The following is a 24,823-nucleotide window of genomic DNA, read 5'->3' as shown; positions in this document are numbered from 1 at the left end:
GCCCGACGCCGCTAGCGTCTAGGCATGACCCGGGGTTCTCCCGGGTCAGCCGGCCGCCCGGATCTGCGACCTCGCACACGGGGTTCCGCATCCGACCCCGTGTCCCCGGGCACCGGAGGAGGCGGAACGCGGATGGCGGATGCCCGTCCGTCGGAGCAGGCCTGTGACGACTCGCCGTACGCCCGCCGGTGTCGACCAGATCCCGGCCGCGACTGCCACGACCCGCCGATCCACCCGGAGCCGCCGTACGACGGCCGCTGCTCCGCCCGGCCCCGAGGAGCCCGGACCAACCGGCCAGGTGTTCGTCCTGGACACGTCGGTGCTCCTGTCCGACCCGGCGGCCTTCCACCGCTTCGCCGAGCACGAGGTGGTCCTGCCCCTCGTGGTGATCTCGGAGCTGGAGGGCAAGCGGCACCACCCGGAGCTGGGTTGGTTCGCCCGCCAGTCCCTGCGGATGCTCGACGAGCTGCGGGTCCGGCACGGTCGGCTGGACCGCCCGGTGCCCGCCAACGAGTCCGGCGGCACGCTCACGGTGGAGCTGAACCACTCGGACGGCGGCGTCCTGCCCCCGGGCTTCCGCAACGAGTCCAACGACGCCCGCATCCTGTCGGTGGCGCTGAACCTGGCCGCCGAGGGGCGGGAGGTGACCCTGGTCAGCAAGGACATGCCGTTGCGGGTCAAGGCCGCCGCGGTGGGCCTGCGGGCCGACGAGTACCGGCACGGCCAGGCCAGCGATCCGACCTGGACGGGGATGGCCGAGCTGGAGCTGGGTGAGGACGAGATCGGCCGGCTCTACGCCGGGGACTGCCTCGACCTGGACGCCGCCGCCGGGCTGTCCTGCCACACCGGCCTGGTGCTGCACTCCACCCGGGGGTCGGCCCTGGGTCGGGTGCTGCCCGACAAGACGGTCCGGCTGGTCCGGGGCGACCGGGAGGCGTTCGGGGTGCACGGGCGGTCGGCCGAGCAGCGGATCGCGCTGGACCTGCTGCTGGACGAGTCGATCGGGATCGTGTCGCTGGGCGGTCGGGCCGGCACCGGCAAGTCGGCGTTGGCGCTCTGCGCCGGGCTGGAGGCGGTGATGGAACGCCGCCGGCACAAGAAGGTGGTGGTCTTCCGCCCGCTCTACGCCGTCGGCGGCCAGGAGTTGGGCTACCTGCCCGGCTCGGAGTCGGAGAAGATGTCGCCCTGGGCGCAGGCCGTCTTCGACACCCTCGGCGCGGTGGTGCACGAGAACGTACTGGAGGAGGTCACCTCCCGGGGCATTCTGGAGGTCCTCCCGCTGACCCACATCCGGGGCCGGAGCCTGCACGACGCCTTCGTCATCGTCGACGAGGCGCAGTCGCTGGAGCGGGGGGTGCTGCTCACCGTGCTGTCCCGGATCGGGCAGGGCTCGCGGGTGGTGCTGACCCACGACGTCGCCCAGCGGGACAACCTGCGGGTGGGCCGGCACGACGGGGTGACGGCGGTGATCGAGGCGCTGAAGGGACATCCGCTCTTCGCGCACGTCACGCTGAACCGGTCCGAGCGTTCCCCGATCGCGGCGATGGTGACCGATCTGTTGGAGGACATCCCGGGCTGAGTCCTGCGAGGGGTGGGGTCGCCCCCCATCGTCCGCATTCACTTTGTGGCACAGATCACAATTCGCGCGCCGGGTTTCCCATCAGCCTCACTGTGCGCGATGGTGTCCCACGAGCGCCCACGTCCCGGTGGGGGTCATTGGTGAACGTTCGTCCCATCCGTGGACGAGCCGCCACCGCCCGCCGGTACGTCGGCGGCGACCGGCTGAGGTCGGGGCGCTCGTGGTGCGACCACGCCCGGCACGGGCTGGTCCGCGCCGCGCCATTGCCCCCGACGAAGGGATACTTCGTGAGTCGGCTGTGGAGCCGGTTCGGTGCCCGTACGGCCGCTGTCGCACTGCTCTCCGTGGGCGTTGCCGGCGGTTTCTACCTGGGCGAAGACCGGGAAACCCAGCAACAGGGCCTGACCGCACAGGTCGGCCTCCAGGTCGACCAGGCCGAGTACGACTACCAGCGTGACCGGCAGGCCGACCACCGGCGGGAGTCCGCCAAGCAGCGGTCCGCCGAGTACCAGGCGCGGCAGCGGGCCGCCGCAGCGGCCAAGGAGGCCGCCCAGCGGGCCAAGGCCGCCGAGGCCGCGGCGGCGTCGCGCAAGAAGGAACGTGATGAGGCCGAGGCCAAGGCCAAGTCGGAGGACGGGAAGATCAAGCCCTTCGCCGGCCCGGTCCCGGCCTCGTGCAGTTCCTACAGCGGGCACCGCAAGACCGGTTGCGCGATGCTCCTCCAGGCGGGCTTCAAGATCGACCAGATGCCCTGCCTGGACAAGCTCTGGAACAAGGAGAGCGGCTGGAACCCCAAGGCCAGCAACTCCTCGTCCGGCGCGTACGGCATCCCGCAGGCCGTTCCGGGCAACAAGATGAGCTCGGTCGCCAGCGACTGGCGGACCAACCCGGTCACCCAGATCAAGTGGGGCCTCGGCTACATCGAGGGCCGGTACGACAGCCCGTGCGGGGCCTGGGCCAAGAGCCAGAGTTCCGGCTGGTACTGATCGACGGGTACGACGGCGGGGCGGGTGGGCGACCACCCGCCCCGCCGTCGTCGTACCCCCGGTGGCGCGGGACCCGGGTGGCGGTCGGCGAAGAATGCTGATAGCCATGGTGGGGTGACCCTGCACCCGACGGGCGGCGACCCCGACCGGTTCGGCACCGAGGCGTTCTACGCGTCGCTCGGCCGGGCCTTCGTCGCCATGTGCGCGGTGGTGCCGTTCCTCTTCCTCATCGAGGCCCTCGACCAGGGGCTCGGCTTCGGGCTCGACGTGGCCGCCGGGATCATCCCGCAGCGCATCCAGGGACTCGACGGGGTGTTCTTCTCGCCGTTCCTGCACCACGGCTTCGACCACCTCTACAGCAACAGCATCCCGCTGATCCTGCTCGGCACCTTCGTGCTGGCCGCCGGTAGCCGCCGGTTCCTCTGGTCCACCCTGGTCATCATCCTGGTCAGCGGCCTCGGCGTCTGGTTCACCGGCTCGCCCAACTCGGTGGTCGTCGGCGCGAGCGGGGTGATCTTCGGCTACCTGGGACTGCTGTTCACCCGGGGCGTCGTCGAGCGGAGCTGGTGGAACTTCGGGGTGGTACTGCTGGTCGGCCTGCTCTACGGCTGGCAACTGCTCGGCATCCTGCCCACCGACGAGCGGATCTCCTGGCAGGGGCACCTGTTCGGGCTGCTCGGCGGGGTGGTCGCGGCGATCCTGTTCCGGCGTCGCCGCCCGTACGACCCGTACGGGGAGTACCGGGTCGAGTCCACGCTGAGGTCCTGAGCGGGGCGCGACCCGCCCGGCACACGGTACGGCCGGGAGATGCTTGCCCGGACGGGGTGGCGGGCCTACCGTCGGCAGCAGCACGCGTTGATCCAACTGTGTGTGCCCGCCAGCGGAAAGCGACGGTACGCCCATGCGCGAGGTCGATGTCGCCGTGATCGGAGCCGGTCCGACGGGGCTGTTCGCCGCGTACTACGCGGGTTTCCGGGGTCTGTCGGTGGCGGTGGTCGACGCGCTGCCCGAGCCGGGCGGGCAGATCACCGCCATGTACCCGGAGAAACTGATCCTCGACGTCGCCGGTTTCCCCGCCGTCAAGGGCCGGGAGCTGGTGGCCAACCTGGTCGCCCAGGCCGCGCCCTACCACCCGGAATACCTGTTGGGCACCCGGGCCGAGAAGCTCGCCCACCTCGACGGCCGACCGGTGCTGGGCCTGGCCGGCGGCGAGCAGCTGCGCTGCGGTGCGGTGGTGGTCACCGGGGGGTTGGGCAGCTTCACCCCGCGTCCGCTGCCGGTGGCGGACAGCTTCCTCGGTGGCGGGATCGTCTACTTCGTACCGGAGCCGGCCGCGCTCGCCGACCGGGACGTGCTGATCGTGGGCGGTGGTGACTCCGCGTTCGACTGGGCGGCGACCCTGCAACCGTTGGCCCGTTCGGTGACCCTGGTGCACCGCCGGGAACGGTTCCGGGCGCACGCCGGCACGGTGGCCCGGGTGCTGTCCCTGCCGGTGCGGGTCGTCGTCAACGCCGAGGTGACCCGGCTGTACGGCGACGACACGGTGACCGCCGCCGAGATCACCGTACGGGGTGGCGCGGCGGAGACCCTGCCGGTCGACACGGTGGTCGCGGCGCTCGGTTTCACCGCCGACCTGGGGCCGCTGGCCGAGTGGGGGCTGCGGCTGGACCGGCGGCACATCGTGGTGGACAGCGCGATGGCGACCAACCTGCCCCGGGTCTTCGCCGCCGGGGACATCACCGAGTACCCGGGCAAGGTGCGGCTGATCGCCACCGGTTTCGGTGAGGCCGCCACCGCCGTCAACAACGCCGCCGTGGCCATCGACCCGGCGGCGCATCTCTTCCCCGGCCACTCCTCCGACGCCGGCTGACCCGCGTGACGTCGGCTGGCCCGTGCGACGTCGGCTGGCCCGTGCGACGTCGGCTGACCGGCTGGATGCGCACCGGCCTGCGGCGACCCGCCCGGCACCGGCCGGCGCACCGCCGGGTCAGGGGAGGCCGACGAGGTCGGCCATCAGGGCGGTCTGGTGGTCGAAGTAGGCGTCCCGGTGGGGCAGGGCCGGGCCGAGGCGGCCGAAGAGGTCGAAGCTGATCAGTCCGAAGAGCTGGGTCCAGCCGGCCATGCCCCGGGCCAGCAGGGCCTCGGGCAGGCCGGGGAAGAGGCCGGTGGCGATCTCGGCGAGGTCGGAGCGGACCGGTTCGGGCAGGTCGTCGTCGGGTGGGGCGAGCCGGCCGTCGGCCACCCCGTCGCGGAGGATGCCGATCAGGGTCCGTGGCGGGCGCTGGGCGGGGAGCACGGTGTCGACCGGGGCGGCGTACCCGGGGACGGGGCTGCCGTAGAGCAGGGCGTACTCGGCGGGGTGTGCCAGCGCCCAGGTGCGGGCGGCCCGGCACGCGGCGTGCCAGCGTCCGCGCAGGTCGGCCCGGTCGACGGCGGCGTCGGCGGACTCCACCGCTTCGCCGAGTGCGTGGTACGCCTCGATGATCAGCGCGGTGAGCAGGTCGTCGCGGCTGGGGAAGTAGCGGTAGATCGCGGACGAGACCATGCCCATGTCCCGGGCGACCGCCCGTAGGGAGAGGTCGGCACCGTCGGTGGCGAGGTGGCGGCGGGCGGTCGCCTTGATCTCGTCGATCATCTCGGCGCGGACCCGGGCGCGGATCGAGGAAGCCGGCATGGCTCCACTCTGCCACGGCCCAGAGCGGCAATCAAAATAGAGAGCACTGCTCTTGACGGGGGGCGGTCGGTCGGACATGCTGAACACGGCTTCAACGAGAGCACTGCTCTCGATCCAGTCTCCCGCTCTGAAGGGTTTTCCCATGTCGCTGCACGTGATCGTCGGTGCCGGTCCGGTCGGCACCGCCACCGCCCGCCACCTCGCCGAGCGGGGCGAGCAGGTCCGGCTCGTCACCCGACGGGGCACCGGCCCCGTCGACCCGGCCATCGAGCGGATCGCCGCCGACGCCGCCGACACCGACCGGCTGACCGCCCTCACCCACGGGGCGGTCGCGCTCTACAACTGCGCCAACCCCGCCTACCACCGGTGGGCCACCGACTGGCCGCCGCTGGCCGGCGCGCTGCTCACCACCGCCGAGCGCACCGGCGCGGTGCTCGCCACCGTCGGCTGCCTCTACGGCTACGGCCCGGTCGACGCGCCGATGACCGAGGACACCCCGCTCGCCGCCACCGGCACCAAGGGGCAGGTCCGCAACCGGATGTGGACCGAGGCGCTCGCCGCCCACCGCGCCGGCCGGGCCCGGATCACCGAGGTACGCGGCTCGGACTACCTCGGTGCCGAAGGCAACTCCCTGCTGCCGTTGGTGCTGCCGAAGGTGCTCGCCGGGCAGCGGGTCTTCCTGCCGGTGAACTGGGACGCCCCGCACAGCTGGACGTACGTCGGGGACGTGGTGCGCACCCTGGTCGCCGCCGCCACCGACGAGCGGGCCTGGGGACGGGCCTGGCACGTGCCCAGCAACCCGGCCGTCAGCGCCCGCGAGCTGGCCGGACGGGTGGCGCAGTTGGCCGACGCCCCGACGCCGAGGCTGGTCCGGATGCCCTACCCGTTGCTCTGGCTCGGTGGCCTGAACGACCCGTTCGCCCGCGAGCTGCGGGAGACCGCACACCAGTTCGCCCGGCCCTTCGTGCTGGACTCGACCCGGGCCACCGAAACCCTGGGCATCACGCCGACCCCGCTGGACGAGGCGTTGGCCGACACCGTCCGGGTCCTCGCCGCCACCATCCGGACGCCCACCCCGGCGGGCGGGGCGCACTGACCGCCGCCCGCCGGTCGGGCCGCGCGGACGGCCGACCGGCCGACGGCCCGCCCGACGGGCGGTCCGGTGCGCAGGTCAGCGACGGTGCACCGGACCGAGCGCCGCGACCAGCACCGCGACCAGGGTGAGTGCCGCGCCCGCCAGGGTGGCCGGGCCCGGGTGCGACGCCGCCGTCGGGAGCACCACGTCCAGGACGACGGCCCCGACGACCTGACCGGCGATGGTGGCGAGCCCCAGCAGCAGCACCCCGGTGAACCGGACGAGTGCCGCCGCGACCGCGATGAAGACGATGCCGATCGGGCCACCCAGATAGAGCCACGGCTCGGTCGGCAACCGGCCGGCGGGGCCACCCCGGATGGCCACGTCCACGCCGAAGGCGACCAGCAGGGCCGCCGTACCGACGGCGAAGTTGACCAGGGTGGCGGTCAGCGCGCTGCCCGCGGCCGCGCGGACCAGGCCGTTGACCGCCTGCTGCCAGGCCAGGCCCAACCCGGCCAGCAGGGGCAGCAGAGCCAGCGCCAGGGTGCCCGGGTTACCCAGCCGGTCACCGACCGCCAGCAGCACGGCCAGCACGGTCAGCACCGCGCCGGCCAGCCGGGCCACGGTCACCGGCTGACGCCCACCCGGCCCGATACCCGCCCGGTCCACGGCCAGGCTGCTGGCCGACTGCCCGGCGACCACCGCCACCGTGAAGACCGCCACGCCGAGCACGCCGATGGTGAGGCCCTGGGTGGCGACCAGGAACGCCCCGCACACCCCGCCCAGCATCTGCCAGGGGCGCAACGTGCCGGAGCGCAGCGCGGCACGCAGGTCGGCCAGCCCGCGTCGCCCACCGGGCAGCGCGGGGACCAGCACCAGCAGCACCAGCAGGCCGAGACCGAAGGAGACCACCGCCGCGGCGATCCCGTCGGCCAGGCGTACGCCCAGCTCGCCGTTGATCCGGGACTGGACGGCCACCCCGACCCCGGCGGCGGTCGCCAGCCCGATCCCGGCGATCCGGCGGGAGGTGGGCAGGACGGCGGGAACCGCCGTGCCGGTCGCGGTCACTCCTGCTCTGCCAGGGGCCTGCCGTCGAAGTCCACCGCCGAGTAGAGGGCCAGCTTCTCCAACCGGTGGTACGAGTCGATCACCCGGATCGTGCCGCTCTTGGACCGCATCACGATCGACTGGGTGTACGCCCCACCGGCCTGGTACCGCACCCCGCGCAGCAGGTCACCGGAGGTGACCCCGGTCGCCACGAAGAAGCAGTTGTCCCCGGTGACCAGGTCGTCGGTGCCCAGCACCCGGTCCAGGTCGTGCCCGGCGGCGAGCGCCTTCTCCCGCTCCTGTGCGTCCTGCGGCCAGAGCTTGGCCTGCATCGCCCCGCCCATGCACTTGAGCGCGCACGCGGAGATGATCCCCTCCGGGGTGCCGCCGACGCCCATCAGCACGTCGACGCCCGACTCGCCCCGGGCGGCGGCGATCGACCCGGCGATGTCGCCGTCGGAGATGAACCGGATGCCCGCCCCGGTCCGCCGGATCTCGTCCACCAGGTCCGCGTGCCGGGGACGGTCCAGCACGCAGACGGTGACCTCGGCGACGTCGGTGCCCTTGACCTTGGCGATCCGTCGGATGTTCTCCGCCGGCCCGGCCTCGATGTCGACCACGTCGGCGTACTCCGGGCCGACGGCCAGCTTCTCCATGTAGAACACGGCGCTCGGGTCGAACATCGCCCCCCGCTCTGAGACGGCCAGCACCGCGAGCGCGTTGGGCATGCCCTTGCTCATCAGCGTGGTGCCGTCGACCGGGTCCACCGCCACGTCCACCTCGGGGCCGGTGCCGTCACCCACCTGCTCGCCGTTGAACAGCATCGGGGCGTTGTCCTTCTCGCCCTCGCCGATCACCACGACGCCGCGCATCTGGATCGAGTTGATCAGCTTGCGCATCGCGTCGACGGCTGCCCCGTCGCCGCCCTCCTTGTCGCCCCGGCCGACCCACCGGCCGGCGGCCATCGCCGCGGCCTCGGTGACCCGGACCAGGTCGAGGGCGAGGTTGCGGTCGAGATCCTGTGGGACCCGCGTCCTGGTGTTCGTCATGGCGGCTTTCCTCCTCGCGACGGTGCGGGGTGGACCGGCAGGGGCTGCGCTCGCCACTGCCAGCTTTGTCGCTGATCCTCACACGATGCCAGGTCCGGCGGCGGGGCGGGGCGATGGTGGGCGGGATCGCCCCACCGGGCGGCTGCCAGAATGGGCCGGTGGAGCCCGCACAGCCTGCCGACCGCGTACCCGCCGATCCGACCCCGCCGGACGGCCAGCCGCCGCTGCCCCCGGGTGACGGGCCGGTGACCGGTGCCGCCCCCGCCGGGCCCGACCCCGCCGCCGAACCGGCGCTGGTCGCGGCGGCGGACGACCGGGCGGGCGAGCCGGTGCCGGTCCGCTCCGGCCGGGCGGAGAAGTCCCGCTCCGAGCGCTCGCCGAAGGACATGGCGTTGTCGCTGCTGGTGCTGCTGGTGCCGATCGCCCTGCTGCTCGCCTTCTACCGGGGCTTCCTCGGTGGCGAGCAGCCCACCACCGTCGACGCCGTCCCCGCCTACGAGCAGGCCCGCGCCGCGAACGTCTTCCCCGTCACCGAGCCGTCCGGGCTCGGCTCCGGCTGGCGTACGGTCAGCGCGAGCTTCCGCACCGTGGACGACGGGGCGAACCTGCGGGTGGGCTATCTCACCCCGGAGGGGCGGGGCGCCCAACTGGTGCAGAGCAACGTGCCGCCGGAGCGGTTGCTGCCCGCCGAGCTGACCGCCGAGGGGCAGCCGCAGGGGCCGGCCGACCTGGGCGGGGCGAACTGGCAGCGGTACACCGGGCGGGGCAACGAGCAGGCCCTGGTGCTGCTCGAACCGGGCCGTACGGTGATCGTGGTCGGCGACGCCCGGGACAACGAGCTGCGCGAACTGGCCGGCGCACTGCGCTGACCGGCCGCGTGACCACGGTCGGCGCGGTCCTGCCGACGGTCGGTGCGGTGCTGATCGTGGTCGGGTCGTGCGGCGTCGGTCAGGAAGTCCGCGGCAGTTGCGGGCGGGTGGATTGCGGAAGGCGACGCGCGGGAACAGAAGGGACGCGACCCCCGGGGTCCGGCGCGACCGGGCGGGGATCGCGCGCCACGCGGGAAGCGTCACGCCCGCGACGCCACGCCCCCGACGTCCGCCGGGGGTCGGACGACCCGACTGGAGAGCCTGACGTGACCATTCGACGTTTCAGCGCGGCGGTCTTCGCCGCAGCGCTGCTCACCCCCGGCCTGGCTGCCTGCAACAACGCCGGGAGCGGCGAGGCGGGGGTCTCCGCATCCCCGACGGTCTCCGGCGGCGCCGCCTCGGGCAGCGCCTCGCCGGGCACCTCCGAGGCCAAGCAGGCCCTGCTGAACTCCACCAACGAGATCCGCAACGGCAATTTCCGGTTCACCATGACCGGGGTGGGCTCCACCGCCGAGGGGCAGGTGCACCAGCCCAGCCAGAGCGCCCAGATGAAGCTGAGCATCGGTGACGCGTCCTCGGACCTGATGATGAACCTGGACCTGATCCACGCCAAGCCGGACAGCTGGGTGAAGCTGGACCTGGGCGGCAAGTCCGCCAGCAGCATCCCGGGCGCGCAGAAGCTCAGCCTCGGCAAGTACCAGCACCTCGACCAGACCCGGATCAAGGGCAACAAGTCGCTCGGCTTCGACTTCGAGAAGGTCGACCCGGCCGGCAGCGCCGTGCTGACCCAGGGCATCACCGAGGTCCGGCAGACCGGCGAGGGCGCCTACGCCGGCACCCTGGACGTGTCGAAGGCCGCCGAGGCCGGTTCCGTCGACCAGACGGTGATCACCGCGTTGGGCGCCCAGGCGCAGTCGGTGCCGTTCACCGCGAAGCTGGACCCGCAGGGCCGGCTCAGCGAGCTGGTGGTGCAGATCCCGGCCGCCGGCCAGGTCGCCGCGCAGGACATCAAGATCACCTACTCCGACTACGGCAACGCCACCGCCGCCCAGAAGCCCGCCGCCGACCAGGTGGTCGAGGCACCGCAGGAGCTGTACAACCTGTTCAGCTGAGCGTGTGTACCGACGGCGGGGTGGCCCCGGGGCCACCCCGCCGTCGTCGTGTCCGCCTCAGCACCCGGTGGTGCGGTCAGCCCCGGTTCAGAGCAGTTCCAGGTAGTCGTTGACCCGGTCGTAGGCCACCGTCAGCAGGGTCAGCGGCTCGTCCGAGGCGGCCAGCAGCCGGCGGCACGCGGCGATGTTCGCCCCGGTCGACGGCCCCGCGCCGATGCCCTCGCACTCCATCAGCCGACGCATCCCGTCGATGGCGTCCGCCTCGCTCACCGTGACCATCTCGTCGATGATCCCGGTGTTGAGCACCGGCGGGATCATGCCGATGGACAGCCCCTGGATGCGGTGCGGGACGAACACGTCGGCGAACATGTCGCAGCCCTCCGGCTGCACGCCGAGGATGCGCAGCCCGCCCTGGTGCTGCCGGAGCACCTCACCGATGCCGGTCAGGTGACCGCCGGTGCCGATGCCGGCCACATAGGCGTCCACCCGGGTGCCGTCCAGGTCGGCGATGATCTCGCGGACGGTGGTCAACCGGTGGATCTCCGGGTTGGCCGGGTTGGCCGCCTGGTTGAGCATCACGTACTCGGGGTGCTCGAACTGGATCTCGGTGGCCAACTCGCCGTGCGAGTTGTTGCCCCGGGTGCTGTCCGAGAGCCGGACGTCCACCCCGAAACTGGCCAGCAGGCGACGCTTCGACTCGCTGTAGTTGTCCGGAATCACCAGCACCACCCGGTAGCCGAGGACCGCGGCGGCGATCGCGATCCCCATCCCGGTGTTGCCCCCGGTGGGCTCCAGGATGGTCTGCCCGGAGCCCGGCTTGAGCAGGCCGTCCCGCTCCGCCGCCCGGATCATGTTCAACGCGATGCGCATCTTGTGGCTGCCGCCCGGGTTGTTCAGCTCCAGCTTGAGCAGGATCTCCCCGGGCAGGTCGGCGGTGAGCCGGCTGAGCCGCACCAGCGGGGTGCCGCCCACCGTGTCCAGGATCGAGTCACGAATGCCCATCTCAGCCCACCTCCGCCGTACGCCGGTCCGGGCCGGGCAGGAAGCGCAGCTCGGTGTAGTCGCCTTCGACGCACCGGAACAACCGCGCCTCCCGGACGCCGGTGTCGTCGATGCCGACCACCAACTGCTCCAGCGTCGGATAGAGCGGCGCCCCGTCGACAAGGGCGTTGCGCCGGTCCTCGTCACTGAAGTAGGCCCGGCCGTTGGGATGCGAGTGGTAGAGCACCACCACCGGGTCGTCCCCGTCGAGGTTGTCCTCCAGATAGATCAGGTCGGCCGGGGCCAGCACGTAACCGGTGGCGGCGGTGCGGGGGAACCGGACCGGGTCCTGCCGGTGCATCTCGTCGGCCGTGTTGCGCGCCTCGTGCACCCGTCCACTGGCGTGCACGAACCCGCACGCCTCCCCGGGGTAGGCGATCCGCGCGTGCTCGTAGACCACGTCGAGGGTGGACCCGTCGAGCGCCGCCCCGTCGTCCACGGGCACCGGTGCGGGCGTCGCCGCCGACCCACCCCCGGTCGCCTTCTTGGTCAGACCGAACGCGGCGAGCATGACCACCGCCAGGACCACCGCCAGGGCCGGCAGTGCCGAGTTCTCCAGCACCGCCGAGCCGAACAGCGCCACCACCGGGAAGAGCACGAAGACGTACGACACCAGCACCGCGTCGACGTGCTGGAGCAGGTAGAAGTAGGCGGCGAAGCCGATCACCGAACCGACCAGCCCGAGATAGAGCACGCCGGTGAGGGACCGGCCGGAGACCGCGCCGAGGTCGGGCTGCTCGACGGTCACGCCGAGGACCACCAGGCCCAACGCGCCGAGCCCGATCGGGAGGGTCTCCTGGGTGAGCACGTGCACGGTGCCCCCGTAGCGGGCCATCACCGCGTACGTCAGGGCGTGCATCACCGCGGCCAGCAGCACGGCGGCCGGCGCGAGGACGCCCCGGGCGCTGATCCCGGCGGTCAGCTGGACGATGCCGACCAGGCAGCCGAGGCCGACCACCACGCCGGCCCACTGCATCCAGCTCACCGAGATCCGTGAGATCAGCACGGAGAACAGCAGCAGGAAGACCACGACCGACGAGAAGATCAACGCGGCCAGGCCGGAGCTGATGTGCTGCTCACCGTAGTTGATCAGGGCGTACGGGACGGCGATGTAGACCACCGCGATGAACGGCACCACCCAGCGTCGCCCCGGCGGCGGCAGCAACGACACCCCGGGTGTGGCGAGACAGACGGCGAGCAGGAACGGGAAGGCCACCAGGAAGCGCAGCCCGGCCGCGGTGATCGGGGGCAGGGTCTCCACACTCATCTTCATGCCGTACCAGGTGGTGCCCCAGATCAGGCACACCAGCAGATAGAGCAGCCCGAGCTGCCAGCGGCCGGCACGCCGGCCGGTGTCGTTCGTCATGTCATCTCCTGGTCACGCGAAGCCGAACTCGTCGAGCGCTCGCCAGAGTTGCTGGAGGTTGTAGAGGACCGTCTCGTTCCCGCAGGTGTCGATGATCCGGAGCCGCTCGTCGGTGCCGGGACGGTTCACCGCGCACCGGACCCGCCGGTCGTCGCGTTCGAGGACCACCACCGGGCGATGCTGGCCGGTGCTGGTCACCAGGTCGACCTCGATCGCGGCGAGACCGGTGCCGTGCACCTCGACCACGCCCTCGCAGACCGGTACGACGCCGAAGACCCGGACGTTGCACTCGCCGGAGGTGCCCTGGTACTGGTTGAGCAGCCGGACCCGGCGGTGGCTCGGCACGTCGGTGGTGACGATGATCCCGGGCCCGATCAGCACGTCGTCGCCGACCGTCACCGCACCGAGGATGCGGGCGAACGCCCCCACCTCGACCCGGTCGCCGAGCCGGGGGTGCCGCCTGCCGTTGGGGTTGTCGGCGATGCCCCGGGCACCGAGCACCACACCCTGGAGGATGTACGCGTCGTCGCCGATCACCGTGGTCTCGCCGATCACCGTGCCGAGCCCGTGGTCGATGATCAGCCGTCGTCCGATGCGGGCGGCGGGGTGGATCTCCACGCCGGTGCGGACCTTGGCGACCTCGGAGACCCGACGGGCCACGGCGAGCCGGACGTCCTGACCCAGCGGGGTGTCCTCGGCCTGGTGGATGGCGTGCGCCACCCGGTAGGCGAGGGTGGCCCGGTAGGCGATGTAGCTGTCCCAGACGTACCGCCACGAACTGCCGGCGGCCGGGTCCCGGCGGGCCAGCGCGAGCAGGTCCTCCATGGCGTGCGCGCAGATGGTGCGCAGTCGTTGCGGGGACAGCAGCACCTGGGTCACCGACGAGGACGCCTCGGCCTCGGTGATGCGCACGATCTCCTGCCGCAGCAGCGGCTCCAGGGCGTCGGTCGACTCCCGGGCGACGTCTGCCGCCCGGGAGGTCACCGGCGACGGCCTGTCGTCCGGCCCTGGGGGCGGTGTGGAGCCGGTACGGGGGCCGGGCACGCGCTGCCCGGTGCCGGTCGAGCCTGCGGTTTCGTGCAACGACGACTCCATGCGGCTCCTGCTCCCCGTTCTGCTGTGAACCGTCTCCTTTGGCGGCTCGAGTGAGGTGACACTCGCTGCGGTGTCACGACCCGGGAAGCTGGTGATGGCCGCCGAGCGGGCACGGGGCGTTACCAGGTGGTAGTCACAGCCCCCCGCTAACGTGACGATGGAATATTGCTCAAGTCAGTGGCTGAGGGAAATAGCCAATCCTCAGTCCATTGGGGGGAGAGCATGAACGCGGAAGAGTTGGCGGCTCAGCTCGGTGCGTGGAAGCAGGACCAGACCCGGCTCTACCGCGGGCTGGCCGAGCAGCTGCGGCTGCTGATCCGCCTCGGCTCGCTGCCCCCGGGCAGCGAGCTGCCCCCGGAACGCCGGCTCGCCGTGGTGCTGTCCGTCAGCCGGACGACCATCGCCCAGGCGTACAGCCTGTTGAAGGACGAGGGTTGGCTGGTCAGCCTCCAGGGCAGCGGCACCCGGGTCGCGCACGCCCAACCCGCCGTCCTGCCGCCCGCCGACTACGGTGCCGCGGCGAGCGGCTTCATCGCCGACGTCGTCCGCGACCGGGTGCGTACCGTCGACCTGACGGTCCCGGCGCCACCGCCCGGCCCGTGGCTGATGACGGCGATGTCCCGGCTGCCCGCCCTGGCCGCCGCGGCACTGCCCGGCCGGGTGTACGAACCGGCCGGCTACCCCGCGCTGCGGGACCGGATCGCCGGCAAGCTGACCGCCGACGGCCGGGTCACCGCCGCCGAGGAGGTGATCGTCACCAACGGCGCGACCCAGGCGCTGTCCCTGCTGGCCGGGGTGTTGACCCGCCGGGGCGACACCGTGCTGGTGGAGGAGCTGACCTGCCCGACCGTGCTGGCGTCGCTGCGTACCGCCGGACTACGGCTGGTCGTGGTGCCGATCGAGCGGGAGGGGGCCGACCCGCAGGCGGTCGAGGCAGCCGTCCGCCGGTACGAACCCTCCTTCATCTATGTCATCCCGACATACCACAACCCGACCGGGTGGACGATGACCGAGCAGCGCCGCGCAGCGGTCGCCGCCATCGCCCGCCGGTACGGGGTCCCGCTGGTGGAGGACCTCACCCTCGCCGACACCCGGATCGACGGCCCCCTCCCGCCGCCCCCGATCGCCGCGTACGCCCCCGGCGCGCAGATCTACACGGTGGGCAGCCTCAGCAAGGTCTGCTGGCCGGGGCTGCGGATCGGCTGGCTGGTCGGGCCCCGCCGGGAACTGCAACGGATCGTGCACCTGCGGGCCATGTACGACCTGGGCTGCCCGCTGCCGACCCAGTTGCTCGCCGTCGAACTCCTCGACGACCTGCCGCAGATCCGGCTGGAACGGCAACGGGACCTCCTCCTCCGCCGCGACACCCTGCTCGCCGCGCTCGCCGAGCACCTGCCGCAGTGGCGGTACGAGTCACCGCACGGCGGGCTCAGCATCTGGTGCGCGACCCCCCGACCGCTGCAACAGCTCAACCACGTCGCCCAGCACCACGGCATGCAGTTGATGCTGGGTGCGCACTTCGCCGTGGGGGCACGCTCCTACCTGGACCATGTCCGGCTTCCCTTCACCCTCGACGAGGGGGAGCTGGTCGAGGTGGTCAAACGGCTGGCCGGCTACTGGGCCGAGGCCGGGCGTGGCTAGGCTCACGATGCGCGACGATCGGTAGTACGCTGCGCCCCCATGGGCATCTCCCACCACGGACGCACCGAACGTCTCGACCTCGCCGACCCGTCCCTGCGCGAGTGGACCTGCCGGGTCGTGCACGTCGACCCCGAGCGCGGCATCGTGCTGGACCGGTCCGCCTTCTACCCCGGCGGCGGCGGACAGCCACCGGACCACGGCGTCCTGCTGTGGCAGGGGGTGCAGACCCGGATCGTCGGCACCCACAAGGGTGACGACCTCTATCTGATCCCCGCCGAGGGCGACCCGACGCCGCCGGTAGGCGCCGAGGTCCAGGGCGCGATCGAGGACGAACGCCGGTTCACGCTGATGCGTACCCACTCGGGGCTGCACGTGCTCTGCGGGGTGGTGTTCCGCGACTTCGGCGCGCTGGTGACCGGCGGCAACATGGAGCCGGGCGAGGCCCGGATGGACTTCAACCTGCCGCAGCCCCCCGAGGGCTTCAAGGGCCTGCTGGAGGAGGCGGTCAACAAGGAGCTGGCCACCGACCGGCGGATCTCCGTGCGGGTGCTGCCCCGCGACGAGGCGTTGGCCATCCCCGACATCGTGCGCACCCAGACCAACCTCATCCCCCCGGACGAGCAGGAGGTCCGCATCGTCGACATCGAAGGGCTCGACGTGCAGGCCGACGGCGGCACCCACGTCGCGTCCATCGGGCAGGTCGGGCGGCTCCAGGTGGTCAAGGTGGAGAGCAAGGGCAAGCAGAACCGTCGGGTCCGTATCCGCCTGGTCGGCTGACGCCGGATCAGGCGTCGGTGGCCGACCGGGCGGCGTCGATCCGGGCCCGCGCGCCGTCGAGGGAGCGTTGGCAGGCGGCGGCCAGCCGCTCGCCGCGCTCCCACAACGCCAGCGACTCCTCCAACGACGTGCCACCCGTCTCCAGCCGCTCCACCACCTGGGCCAGCTCGGCCCGGGCCTGCTCGTAGCTGAGCTGCTCGTCGGCTTTCCGGTCGCTCATCTCGTCCTCGTCTCCTCGACGGTCGTGGTCAGTTCGCCCTCGGCGAGGCGTACCCGCAGCGGATCGCCAGTGGCCACCTCGCCGGCCGCCCGGACCACATGCCCGTCGGCCCGTTGCACGATGGCGTAACCCCGGTCGAGGGTGGCGGCGGGGGAGAGCGCCCGCAACCGGGCCAGGGTGTGCCGCAGGTCGCCGGTGGCCGCGTCGAGCCGGTGGTTCAGGTTGCGCCCCGCGCGGTCCCGCAACGCCGACACCTCGGCCGCGCGCTGCTCGACCATCACCTGCGGGCGGGCCAGCACCGGCCGGGAGCGCAGCAGGGTCAACCGGTGCGACTCCCGGTCGACCAGGTTGCGGACCGCCCGCTCCAGCCGGGACCGGGCCTGGCCGATCAGGCGTACCTCGTCGGCCAGGTCGGGCACGACCCGCTTGGCGGCGTCCGTCGGGGTGGAGGCGCGCACGTCGGCGACGTAGTCGACAAGCGGGGCGTCCGTCTCGTGGCCGATCGCGCTGACCACCGGGGTGCGGCAGGCGAAGACCGCCCGGCACAGCGCCTCGTCGGAGAAGGGCAGCAGATCCTCGATGCCGCCGCCGCCCCGGGCCAGGATGATCACGTCGATGGTCTCGTCGGCGTCGAGGACCCGCAACGCGTCGACGATCTGCGACACCGCGCCCGGCCCCTGCACCGCCACGTTGACGGTGCGGAACTCCACCGCCGGCCAGCGTCGCCGGGCGTTGGTCAACACGTCCCGCTCGGCGGCCGACGCCCGGCCGGTGACCAGGCCGATCCGCTGCGGCAGGAACGGCGGCCGGCGCTTGCGGGCCCGGTCGAACAACCCCTCGGCGGCGAGCAGCTTCTTGAGCTTCTCCAGCCGGGCCAGCAGCTCACCGAGCCCCACCTGGCGGATCTCGTCGGCGCGTAGGCTCAGCGTGCCCCGGGCGGCATAGAACTCCGGCTTGGCGTGCAGCACCACCCGGGCGCCCTCGCGCAGCTCCGGTGCGCCCGAGTCGAGGACGTCCCGGTTGGTGGTGACGGTGAGGCTGAGGTCGGCTGACGGGTCGCGCAGGGTGAGGAAGACCGTGCCCGCCCCCGGCCGGCGGCTGATCTGCGCCACCTGCCCGTCGACCCAGACCCAACCGAGCTTGGCGATCCAGGCGCCGACCTTCTGGCTGACCACCCGGACCGGCCAGGGTTCCTCGGGGGTGCTGCGGGGGGCGTCGGTCACCCGCCCACCCTACGGTCCGCCTCCGACGACCCGGGGCAGCCCCGACCGCCCGCGCCACGCGTCCCGGCCGGGCCCCGCAAGCTGCCGCGTGAGCACGCCACGGGACGGGACGGCGTACCCCCGCTGTGGTACGGGTCGCAGCTCCTGCCGGTGGAGATGCCGGCACGTACGATGGGCGGGTGACCGAGGCTGAGGCGACCCCCAAGACCGGCAAGCGCGTGCTCCTGGCCAAGCCCCGCGGCTACTGCGCGGGGGTGGACCGGGCGGTGCAGACCGTCGAGGAGGCGCTGAAGCTCTACGGTGCCCCGATCTACGTCCGCAAGCAGATCGTGCACAACAAGCACGTGGTGCAGACCCTGGAGGCCCAGGGCGCGATTTTCGTGGAGGAGAACGAGGAGGTGCCCGAGGGCGCCACCGTCATCTTCTCCGCGCACGGCGTCGCCCCCGAGGTCTACGAGCAGGCCAAGGCCCGGTCGCTCAAGGCGATCGACGCGACCTGCCCGCTGGTGACCAAGGTGCACCAGGAGGCCAAGCGGTTCGCCGCCGAGGACTACGACATCCTGCTGATCGGCCACGAGGGGCACGAAGAGGTCATCGGCACCGCCGGGGAGGCTCCCGCCCACATCCAGCTGGTCGACGGCCCCGACGACGCCGACACGATCACCGTGCGGGACCCGAGCAAGGTCGTCTGGCTCTCCCAGACCACCCTGTCGGTCGACGAGACGCTGGAGACGGTGGCCCGGCTCAAGACCCGGCTGCCGCTGCTCCAGTCGCCGCCCAGCGACGACATCTGCTACGCCACCTCCAACCGGCAGCACGTGGTCAAGGAGATCGCCCCCGACTGCGACGTGGTGATCGTGGTCGGCTCGCGCAACTCCTCCAACTCGGTACGCCTGGTCGAGGTGGCCCTGGACGCCGGGGCCCGCGCGGGGCACCTGGTCGACTTCGCCCACGAGATCGACGACGCCTGGCTGACCGGTGCCGCCACCGTCGGGCTGACCTCCGGTGCGAGCGTGCCCGACGAGCTGGTCCAGGAGGTGCTGGCCCACCTGGCCGAGCGGGGCTTCACCGACGTCGACGAGGTGGTCACCGCCAACGAGCGGCTGACCTTCTCACTGCCCCAGGAACTCAAGCGCGACATGAAGGCCGCCGCCCGCGGCTGACGGTCCGCCGCATCCTGGGCTGTCGGTCCGCCGCTGCGCTGCGGCTGTCGGTCCGCCGCGTCCTGGGCTGTCGGGCCGCCCGCGTTGGGCTGGCTGACCGCCGCCCGCTGGACTGTCGGGCCGCCGTGTCCGGGCTGTCGGGCCTTTCGTGCCCGTGCCCGTGGCCGTGGCCCGTGGCCGACGGGTTTCCCGGGGATCGATGCCGGTCCCACGGAACGGAACGCGGAGGGGGTGCGTCCCAGTGGGTATGAGAACTCCTCGGATGGCGTTGGTCGTGCTGCTGGCCGCCGGTGTGGCGCTCACCGGCTGTGGCGGGGACGATGCCGACGTCACCGGCCCTCCGGCCGTGCCGACCAGCTCCCCGACGGACCCGGCCACCCCCTCGCCGTCCGCGTCGCCGGCCTCGGTGGCCCCGTCCACGTCACCCGCAGGCCCGGTGCCACCCGGCGCGTCGGTGCCACCCGGCGGGCCCAAGTTGCCCGGTGGCGGGCCGAAGGTGCCGCCCGGTCCGGGCGCGACCGAGCTGACCGGCACGGTCGAGTCGGGGGTCGAGCCGGGCTGCCTGCTGCTCGACGGGCACCAACTCGTCGGCGGCCCCAAGGACGTGCTCGTCGTGGGGGCCCGGGTCAGCGTCACCGGCCGGGCCCAGCCCGACCTGATGAGCACCTGCCAGCAGGGTGTCCCGTTCGTGGTGGAATCCGCCCGCCGCTCCTGACCCGCCCGCCGCTCCTGACCCGCCCGGCCCGGTGCCCCACGCCTGCGGCCGTGCCCGGGGCCGGCGGGCCGGGCCGGCAGGTGGAGCGGGTGGGGGCGGCCTAGGAGCGGTCGTCGGTGGGGAGCAGCTCGGGGGCCTGGGGCTGGCGGGGGGCCAGCTCGACCTGGGCGGGGACGGCCAGCTCCTGGTCGGAGACGCCCAGCTCGGCCAGCTTGCGCGCACTGACCAGCACCCGTGCCTCCAACGAACCGACCGCCCGGTTGTACGCCGTCACCGCGCCACCGAGCGAGGTGCCGAGCTTGCCGACGTGATCGCCCAGGGTGGACAGTCGGCCGTACAGCTCGCGGGCCAGCGAGTGCACCGCCACCGCGTTGCGGGCCAGCGCCTCCTGCCGCCACGAGTAGGCCACCGTCCGCAGCAGCGCGACCAGGGTGGCCGGGGTGGCCAGCACCACGTTGCGGGCGAACGCGTGCTCCAGCAGCGTCGGGTCGCGCTGCAACGCCACGTCCAGGAACGGGTCGGCCGGCACGAACAGCACCACGAACTCTGGGGTGTCGTCGAACGCCGCCCAGTAGGTCTTCGCGGCCAGTGCGTCGACGTGCCCGCGCAGGTGCTTGGCGTGCCGGTCGAGGTGGGTGTCGCGGCCGTGCTCGTCGCGCGCCTCCATCGCCGTCAGGTAGGCGTCGAAGGGTGCCTTGGCGTCCACCACCACCGTGCGCCCGCCGTGCAACCGGACCACCAGGTCGGGGCGTACCCCCTGGTGGTCGGTGGTGGCGGTGACCTGCTCGCTGAAGTCGCAGTGCTCCAGCATCCCGGCCGCCTCGACGATCCGGCGGAGCTGGTGCTCGCCCCAACGCCCGCGCACCTGCGGGGCGCGCAGCGCGGCGACCAGCTGTTTGGTCTCGGTGCGCAGCTCGCTGGAGACGGCCCCCATGGAGCGGACCTGTTCGCGCAGCTCGGCGTAGGCGTCGACCCGGTCGCGTTCCAGCTCGCCGACCCGGGTCTCGTAGCGACGCAGGGTGTCGTGCAGCGGGGCCACCGCACGGGCCACCGCCTCCTGGGACTGGGCGGTCGCCTCGTAGCTGAGCGCCCGCATCGACTGCTCCAACCGGCCCTCGCCCTCCCGGGTGGCGGCGAGGGTGGCCTCCAGCCGGGCGATCTCGGTGGCCGACCGGGAGCGGGCGGCGTACCAGCCGAGGGCTCCACCGGCGGCGAGACAGACCACCACCACGGCCAGCGTCGAGAAGTCCATCACCAGAGCTTGCCAAACGGGTACGACTCGACGCCCCCGGGTACGTTCGTAGGATGGAATTTCTGCTCGTGGCGATCCTGATCGCCCTGCTGGTCGGTGGTTTCGTCTGGTGGCGGCGGGAGAAGGCGGCCCGGGAGGCGCGCAGCCTCGCCGACGTGCGGGCCGACGCCCAACGGTGGTACGAACGCCTCGGCGGTCAGGTGATGAACCTGCACGGCGACGACCCGGCGGTGCGTCAGGCCCTGGTCGACGCGGGTGAGCGGTACAACGCGGCGGGCAGCCAGTTGGAGCAGGCCCGGACGGTGCACCAGTTCCGGCTGGCCCGGGAGACCGCGTTGGAGGGGCTCGCCTACGCGCGGGCGGCCCGGGTGGCGCTCGGCCTGGACCCGGGCCCGGAGCTGCCCCCGCTCGCCGCCGCGCAGGGGGCCGGGGAGATCACCCGGGAGCGTCAGGTGGACGTGCAGGGGCAGACGTTCAGGGCCGGCCCGCAGCCCGGCCGGGACACCCCGTACTACTACCCGGGCGGGCGCTACCAGGGGCGGCCGGTGCCGGCCGGCTGGTACTCGACGCCCTGGTGGAAGACCGCGTTGGGGGCGGGCGTCGGTGTGGTCGGCGGGATGCTGATCGCCGACGCGCTCTTCTCGCCGGCCTTCGCCGACCCGGGTTACGACGCCGGCTACCAGGAGGGCTTCGGCGACGGCGCGGACTTCGGCGGCGACTTCGGCACCGCCGGGGACGCCGGCGGCGGTGACTTCGGCACCGCCGGTGACTTCGGCGGGGGTGACTTCGGTGGCGGCGACTTCGGCGGTGGTGACTTCGGCGGTGGCGGCGACTTCTGACATCGGGGCCCACGCTGTGGGCCCCGACCGGTCCCTACCCGCCGCACACCGACCGCGATCGGGCCGGCCCGGATCGCTTCGGCCAGGCCGGATAGCTGCGGTCGGCCCGGATGGCTGCGGTCGGCCCGGATCGCAGCGGCCGGGCCGCCGGAGCGGGCCCCTGCGGTAGCCGTGGCGTCGGCAGGGGCCCGGCGCGTCAGCCGGTGTTGCGCATCCCGGCCGCGATGCCGTTGACCGTGGTGAGCAGGGCACGCTCCAGGGCCGTACCGTCGCTGGGGGCGCGTCGGCCGCCCGGCGCGGTGGCCACCGCCCGGCCGGCGGCGCCGGAGTCCCGGTACTGCCGCAGCAACGCCACCTGGAGGTGGTGCAGCGGCTCCAGGTAGGTGTCGCGCACCGCGAGGGTGCGTTGGAGCACCGGCGAGTTCTCCAGCAGGGCCGGCGACGAGGTGACCGCCAGCACCTCCTGCTTGGTCAGCTCGTACTCCTGCTCGATCTTGTCGAAGATCGGGTGCAGCTGCTCCGGGACCAGCGTCTCGACGTACCGGCGGGCGATGCTGAGGTCGGTCTTGGTCAGCATCATCTCCACGTTGGACAGGAACGTGCGGAAGAAGTGCCAGTTGCGGTTCATCTCGGCCAGCACGTCCTCCAGGCCGGCGGCGCGGGCGGCGGCGAGGCCGGAGCCGACCCCGAACCAGCCGGGCACGATCTGCCGGGTCTGCGTCCAGCCGAACACCCACGGGATGGCCCGCAGGCCGCCCAGACCGGCCCCGGTGTTGGGTCGCTTCGCCGGCCGGGAGCCGATGTTGAGCGCACCGAGCAGCTCGGTCGGCGTGGACGCCCAGAAGTACGCCGGCAGGTCCGGGTCCTCCACCAGGCCACGGTAGGACCGGAAGGCCGACTCGGAGACCACGTCCATCGCCGCGTCCCAGGTCTCCAACTGCTCGGCGGGTTGCCGGGGTGCGGTGTGCAGCAGCGTGGCCTGGAGCACCGCGGCCACGGTCAGTTCCAGGTTCTCCCGGGCCAGCGCCGGCAGGGTGTACTTGTCGGAGATGACCTCACCCTGCTCGGTCACCTTGATCGCGCCGTCCAGGGTGCCGTACGGCTGGGCCAGGATCGCCTCGTGGGTGGGGCCGCCGCCGCGCCCGACCGTGCCGCCCCGGCCGTGGAACAACCGCAGGTGCACGCCGTGCTGGGCGGCCACGTCCCGCAGCGCCCGCTGGGCCCGGTGGATCGACCACTGGCTGGTGGTGATGCCGGCCTCCTTGTTGGAGTCGGAGTAGCCCAGCATCACCTCCTGCACGTCGCCCCGGGCCGCGACCAGCGCCCGGTAGGCCGGCAGGGAGAGCAGTTCGTTGAGCATCTCGCCGCCGGCGTTCAGCTCGGCCGGGGTCTCCAGCAGCGGCACGAAGCCGATCCGGGCCCGCCCGGTGTGCACGTCGACCAGGCCGGCCTCCCGGGCCAGCACCACCGCCGCGAGCACGTCGTCCACACCGAGGGTCATCGAGATGATGTACGACTCGATGACCTCGCCGCCGAACCGGTCCTGCGCCTCGCGGATTGTCCCGAACACGTCGAACGTCTTGCGCGCCGCCTCGGTCAACGGGGTGTCCAGGGCGGACAGCGGCCGGCGGCCGGTCAGCTCGTCGGCGAGCAGCTTGGTGCGCTCCAGCCGGGTCAGCGACGGGTAGTCCGACACCTCGCCGACCGCCGCGTAGAGCTGGGTGAGCACCTCGTGGTGCTTCTCGGCGTGCTCCCGGACGTCCATGGTGGCCAGGTGCAGGCCGAACGCGGAGACGGTACGGATGGTCGAGGCGAGCCGGCCGACGGCGGTGAGCTGCCCGGAGTTGCGGGCCAGCGAGGCGCGCAGCAGCTCCAGGTCGGCGATCAGTTCGCCGGAGCCCTGGTAGTCGCGACCCGGCACGTGCGGGGTGCCGGCGCGCAGCCGCTCCCGGGTGTTGGCCAGCTTCGCCTTCACGCAGCGGGCCTTGAGCCGGTAGGGCTCCTCGGCGTTGACCCGGCGGAACCGGGGGGCCACCTCGGGCAGCGCGTCCAGGTCGGCGGCGAGGCTGGCCGACAGGTCCAGCGACACGGCGCGCAGCCGGCGGGAGACGGAGACCTCGTTGACCAGGTGCTCCATCGCCGCCTCGGTGGCGGTGATGCCGTGCTCGTGCTGGATGCGCAGCACCTCCCGGGTGACCACGGGGGTGACGAACGGGTTGCCGTCCCGGTCGCCGCCGATCCAGGTGCCGAAGGTCAGCGGACGCGACGTCGGCGAGGTCTCCACGCCGAGGGTGCGCAGCGTGTCGGCCAGGTCGTCGAGCACCTGCGGGGCGGCCTCGGCGTACAGGTCGCGCAGGTAGTAGATGGCGTTGCGGGCCTCGTCGGTCGGGTCGGGCCGGTCGAGGCGCAGCTCGTCGGTCTGCCACATCAGGTCGAGCAGTTCGGCGAGGCGGCGGTTGGCCGGGCCCTCGTCGCTCGCGCCGTAGAGAATGGCGTTGGCGGTCTCGGTGTCCAGTTCGTCGGCGATGGCGCGCAGCTTGGACAGGATCGACCGGCGGGCCGCCTCGGTGGGGTGGGCGGTGAAGACGGGGCGTACCGCGAGGCGGCGGGCGGCGGCGGCGATCTCCTCGGCCGGCACCCCGCGCTCGGCGATCATCTTGGCGGCCTGGTCCAGCCAGCCGCCCTGGATCGCCCGACGGCGGCGCAGGTCCCGGGCCCGGTGCACCTGCTCGGTGATGTTGGCCAGGTGGAAGTAGGTGGAGAAGGCGCGGGCCAGCTTGGTGCCGGTGGTCACGTCCAGCCCGCCGAGGCGCTGCGCGGCGGCCGGCGCGTCGGAGCGGACCTGGGCGCGGATCTCCTCGACCAGGTCGAGCAGCGGCCGACCCTCCTGCCGGGCCAGGGTCTGGCCGAGCAGGGTGCCGAGCCGGCGGATGTCGGCCCGCAGGGCGGCGTCGGGCCCGTCGTGATCATGCTGGTCGGTCACCGTGCGCTCCTTACGTGAGTACGAAGGACAGCGCTGTCCGACTCCCTGGATGGTATCTGCGCGGCCCGGTCGGCGAGGAAGGGGTTCGGTGTGTCACCTTCCCCACGATCGCCGTGT

Annotated in this window: 22 protein-coding genes; 12 read left to right on the top strand and 10 right to left on the bottom strand. The window is 72.8% G+C overall.

The features are described from left to right. Positions 1-163: 163 nt before the first annotated feature. The 4 genes from phoH2 to JQN83_RS19520 all read left to right on the top strand — a co-directional run bounded on the left by phoH2 (position 164) and on the right by JQN83_RS19520 (position 4,435). The gene (gene phoH2 / locus JQN83_RS19535; RefSeq protein WP_208568576.1) at positions 164-1,579 is read left to right on the top strand and encodes an RNA 5'-3' helicase PhoH2; all 1,416 of its coding nucleotides are present in this window, start codon (positions 164-166) and stop codon (positions 1,577-1,579) included. Positions 1,580-1,866: 287 nt separating this feature from the next. Next, positions 1,867-2,565 (top strand): aggregation-promoting factor C-terminal-like domain-containing protein, encoded by a 699-nt coding sequence (locus JQN83_RS19530; protein ID WP_208568575.1) that lies wholly within the window; start codon positions 1,867-1,869, stop codon positions 2,563-2,565. 114 nt (positions 2,566-2,679) lie between these two features. Further along, a complete protein-coding gene (locus JQN83_RS19525; protein WP_208568574.1) occupies positions 2,680-3,333 on the top strand; it encodes a rhomboid family intramembrane serine protease in 654 nt (217 codons plus the stop codon). A 133-nt stretch (positions 3,334-3,466) separates the two neighbouring features. Then, entirely contained in the window at positions 3,467-4,435 is a 969-nt protein-coding gene (locus JQN83_RS19520) for an NAD(P)/FAD-dependent oxidoreductase (RefSeq protein ID WP_208568573.1), read from the top strand. 117 nt (positions 4,436-4,552) lie between these two features. Here JQN83_RS19520 and JQN83_RS19515 read toward each other — a convergent pair whose 3' ends face one another. Next, positions 4,553-5,239: a TetR/AcrR family transcriptional regulator gene (locus JQN83_RS19515; RefSeq protein WP_208568572.1), complete on the bottom strand. Its 687-nt coding sequence runs from the start codon at positions 5,237-5,239 to the stop codon at positions 4,553-4,555. 142 nt (positions 5,240-5,381) lie between these two features. Here JQN83_RS19515 and JQN83_RS19510 point away from each other — a divergent pair, with 142 nt between their 5' ends. After that, entirely contained in the window at positions 5,382-6,335 is a 954-nt protein-coding gene (locus tag JQN83_RS19510) for an NAD-dependent epimerase/dehydratase family protein (protein WP_208568571.1), read from the top strand. A gap of 75 nt (positions 6,336-6,410) precedes the next feature. On the opposite strand, the gene JQN83_RS19505 is transcribed toward JQN83_RS19510, so the two are convergent. Beyond that, complete coding sequence (locus JQN83_RS19505; RefSeq protein ID WP_208568570.1) at positions 6,411-7,382, bottom strand: DMT family transporter; 972 nt, start codon at positions 7,380-7,382, stop codon at positions 6,411-6,413. Beyond that, entirely contained in the window at positions 7,379-8,410 is a 1,032-nt protein-coding gene (glpX, locus tag JQN83_RS19500; RefSeq protein ID WP_208568569.1) for a class II fructose-bisphosphatase, read from the bottom strand. The genes JQN83_RS19505 and glpX overlap by 4 nt, the downstream gene beginning before the upstream one ends. A gap of 158 nt (positions 8,411-8,568) precedes the next feature. Between glpX and JQN83_RS19495 the strand changes: the two genes are divergently transcribed. Together JQN83_RS19495 and JQN83_RS19490 are read left to right on the top strand one after the other, a co-directional pair. After that, positions 8,569-9,279: a DUF4245 domain-containing protein gene (locus tag JQN83_RS19495; RefSeq protein WP_208568568.1), complete on the top strand. Its 711-nt coding sequence runs from the start codon at positions 8,569-8,571 to the stop codon at positions 9,277-9,279. Between the two features lie 266 nt (positions 9,280-9,545). Beyond that, positions 9,546-10,391: a hypothetical protein gene (locus tag JQN83_RS19490; RefSeq protein WP_208568567.1), complete on the top strand. Its 846-nt coding sequence runs from the start codon at positions 9,546-9,548 to the stop codon at positions 10,389-10,391. A gap of 87 nt (positions 10,392-10,478) precedes the next feature. Here the strand turns inward: JQN83_RS19490 and JQN83_RS19485 are convergent, their stop codons facing one another. From JQN83_RS19485 to JQN83_RS19475, 3 genes are read right to left on the bottom strand one after another with little or no spacing between them, the layout of a single operon-like run. Beyond that, positions 10,479-11,393, bottom strand: a complete 915-nt coding sequence (locus JQN83_RS19485) for a PLP-dependent cysteine synthase family protein (RefSeq protein WP_208568566.1) — start codon at positions 11,391-11,393, stop codon at positions 10,479-10,481. Between the two features lies 1 nt (position 11,394). After that, positions 11,395-12,798, bottom strand: coding sequence for an EamA family transporter (locus tag JQN83_RS19480; protein ID WP_208568565.1), 1,404 nt, complete (start codon positions 12,796-12,798; stop codon positions 11,395-11,397). Positions 12,799-12,810: 12 nt separating this feature from the next. Next, a complete protein-coding gene (locus JQN83_RS19475) occupies positions 12,811-13,782 on the bottom strand; it encodes a serine O-acetyltransferase (RefSeq protein ID WP_208568564.1) in 972 nt (323 codons plus the stop codon). 333 nt (positions 13,783-14,115) lie between these two features. On the opposite strand from JQN83_RS19475, the gene JQN83_RS19470 reads away from it, so the two are divergent. Then, complete coding sequence (locus JQN83_RS19470; protein ID WP_208568563.1) at positions 14,116-15,534, top strand: aminotransferase-like domain-containing protein; 1,419 nt, start codon at positions 14,116-14,118, stop codon at positions 15,532-15,534. A 39-nt stretch (positions 15,535-15,573) separates the two neighbouring features. Next, complete coding sequence (locus JQN83_RS19465) at positions 15,574-16,311, top strand: alanyl-tRNA editing protein (protein ID WP_208568562.1); 738 nt, start codon at positions 15,574-15,576, stop codon at positions 16,309-16,311. A gap of 7 nt (positions 16,312-16,318) precedes the next feature. On the opposite strand, the gene JQN83_RS19460 is transcribed toward JQN83_RS19465, so the two are convergent. Together JQN83_RS19460 and xseA are read right to left on the bottom strand one after the other, a co-directional pair. Next, the gene (locus JQN83_RS19460) at positions 16,319-16,531 is read right to left on the bottom strand and encodes an exodeoxyribonuclease VII small subunit (RefSeq protein ID WP_208568561.1); all 213 of its coding nucleotides are present in this window, start codon (positions 16,529-16,531) and stop codon (positions 16,319-16,321) included. Beyond that, positions 16,528-17,754, bottom strand: a complete 1,227-nt coding sequence (xseA, locus tag JQN83_RS19455; RefSeq protein WP_208568560.1) for an exodeoxyribonuclease VII large subunit — start codon at positions 17,752-17,754, stop codon at positions 16,528-16,530. The genes JQN83_RS19460 and xseA overlap by 4 nt, the downstream gene beginning before the upstream one ends. 179 nt (positions 17,755-17,933) lie before the next feature. Here xseA and JQN83_RS19450 point away from each other — a divergent pair, with 179 nt between their 5' ends. Both JQN83_RS19450 and JQN83_RS19445 read left to right on the top strand, forming a co-directional pair. Further along, on the top strand, positions 17,934-18,917 hold the full coding sequence (locus tag JQN83_RS19450) for a 4-hydroxy-3-methylbut-2-enyl diphosphate reductase (protein WP_208568559.1): 984 nt from the start codon (positions 17,934-17,936) through the stop codon (positions 18,915-18,917). 247 nt (positions 18,918-19,164) lie between these two features. Further along, on the top strand, positions 19,165-19,632 hold the full coding sequence (locus JQN83_RS19445; RefSeq protein ID WP_208568558.1) for a hypothetical protein: 468 nt from the start codon (positions 19,165-19,167) through the stop codon (positions 19,630-19,632). A 100-nt stretch (positions 19,633-19,732) separates the two neighbouring features. Here the strand turns inward: JQN83_RS19445 and JQN83_RS19440 are convergent, their stop codons facing one another. Further along, positions 19,733-20,884: a DNA recombination protein RmuC gene (locus JQN83_RS19440; RefSeq protein ID WP_208568557.1), complete on the bottom strand. Its 1,152-nt coding sequence runs from the start codon at positions 20,882-20,884 to the stop codon at positions 19,733-19,735. 53 nt (positions 20,885-20,937) lie between these two features. On the opposite strand from JQN83_RS19440, the gene JQN83_RS19435 reads away from it, so the two are divergent. Beyond that, positions 20,938-21,723: a hypothetical protein gene (locus tag JQN83_RS19435; RefSeq protein ID WP_208568556.1), complete on the top strand. Its 786-nt coding sequence runs from the start codon at positions 20,938-20,940 to the stop codon at positions 21,721-21,723. A 196-nt stretch (positions 21,724-21,919) separates the two neighbouring features. Here the strand turns inward: JQN83_RS19435 and ppc are convergent, their stop codons facing one another. Continuing rightward, positions 21,920-24,706, bottom strand: coding sequence for a phosphoenolpyruvate carboxylase (gene ppc, locus JQN83_RS19430; RefSeq protein ID WP_208568555.1), 2,787 nt, complete (start codon positions 24,704-24,706; stop codon positions 21,920-21,922). Positions 24,707-24,823 lie beyond the last annotated feature (117 nt).

The organism is Micromonospora antibiotica, assembly GCF_017599305.1.
Lineage (GTDB): Bacteria > Actinomycetota > Actinomycetes > Mycobacteriales > Micromonosporaceae > Micromonospora > Micromonospora antibiotica.
Note: the sequence above shows the minus strand (reverse complement) of the source record. Positions and strands in the feature narration are given on the sequence as shown.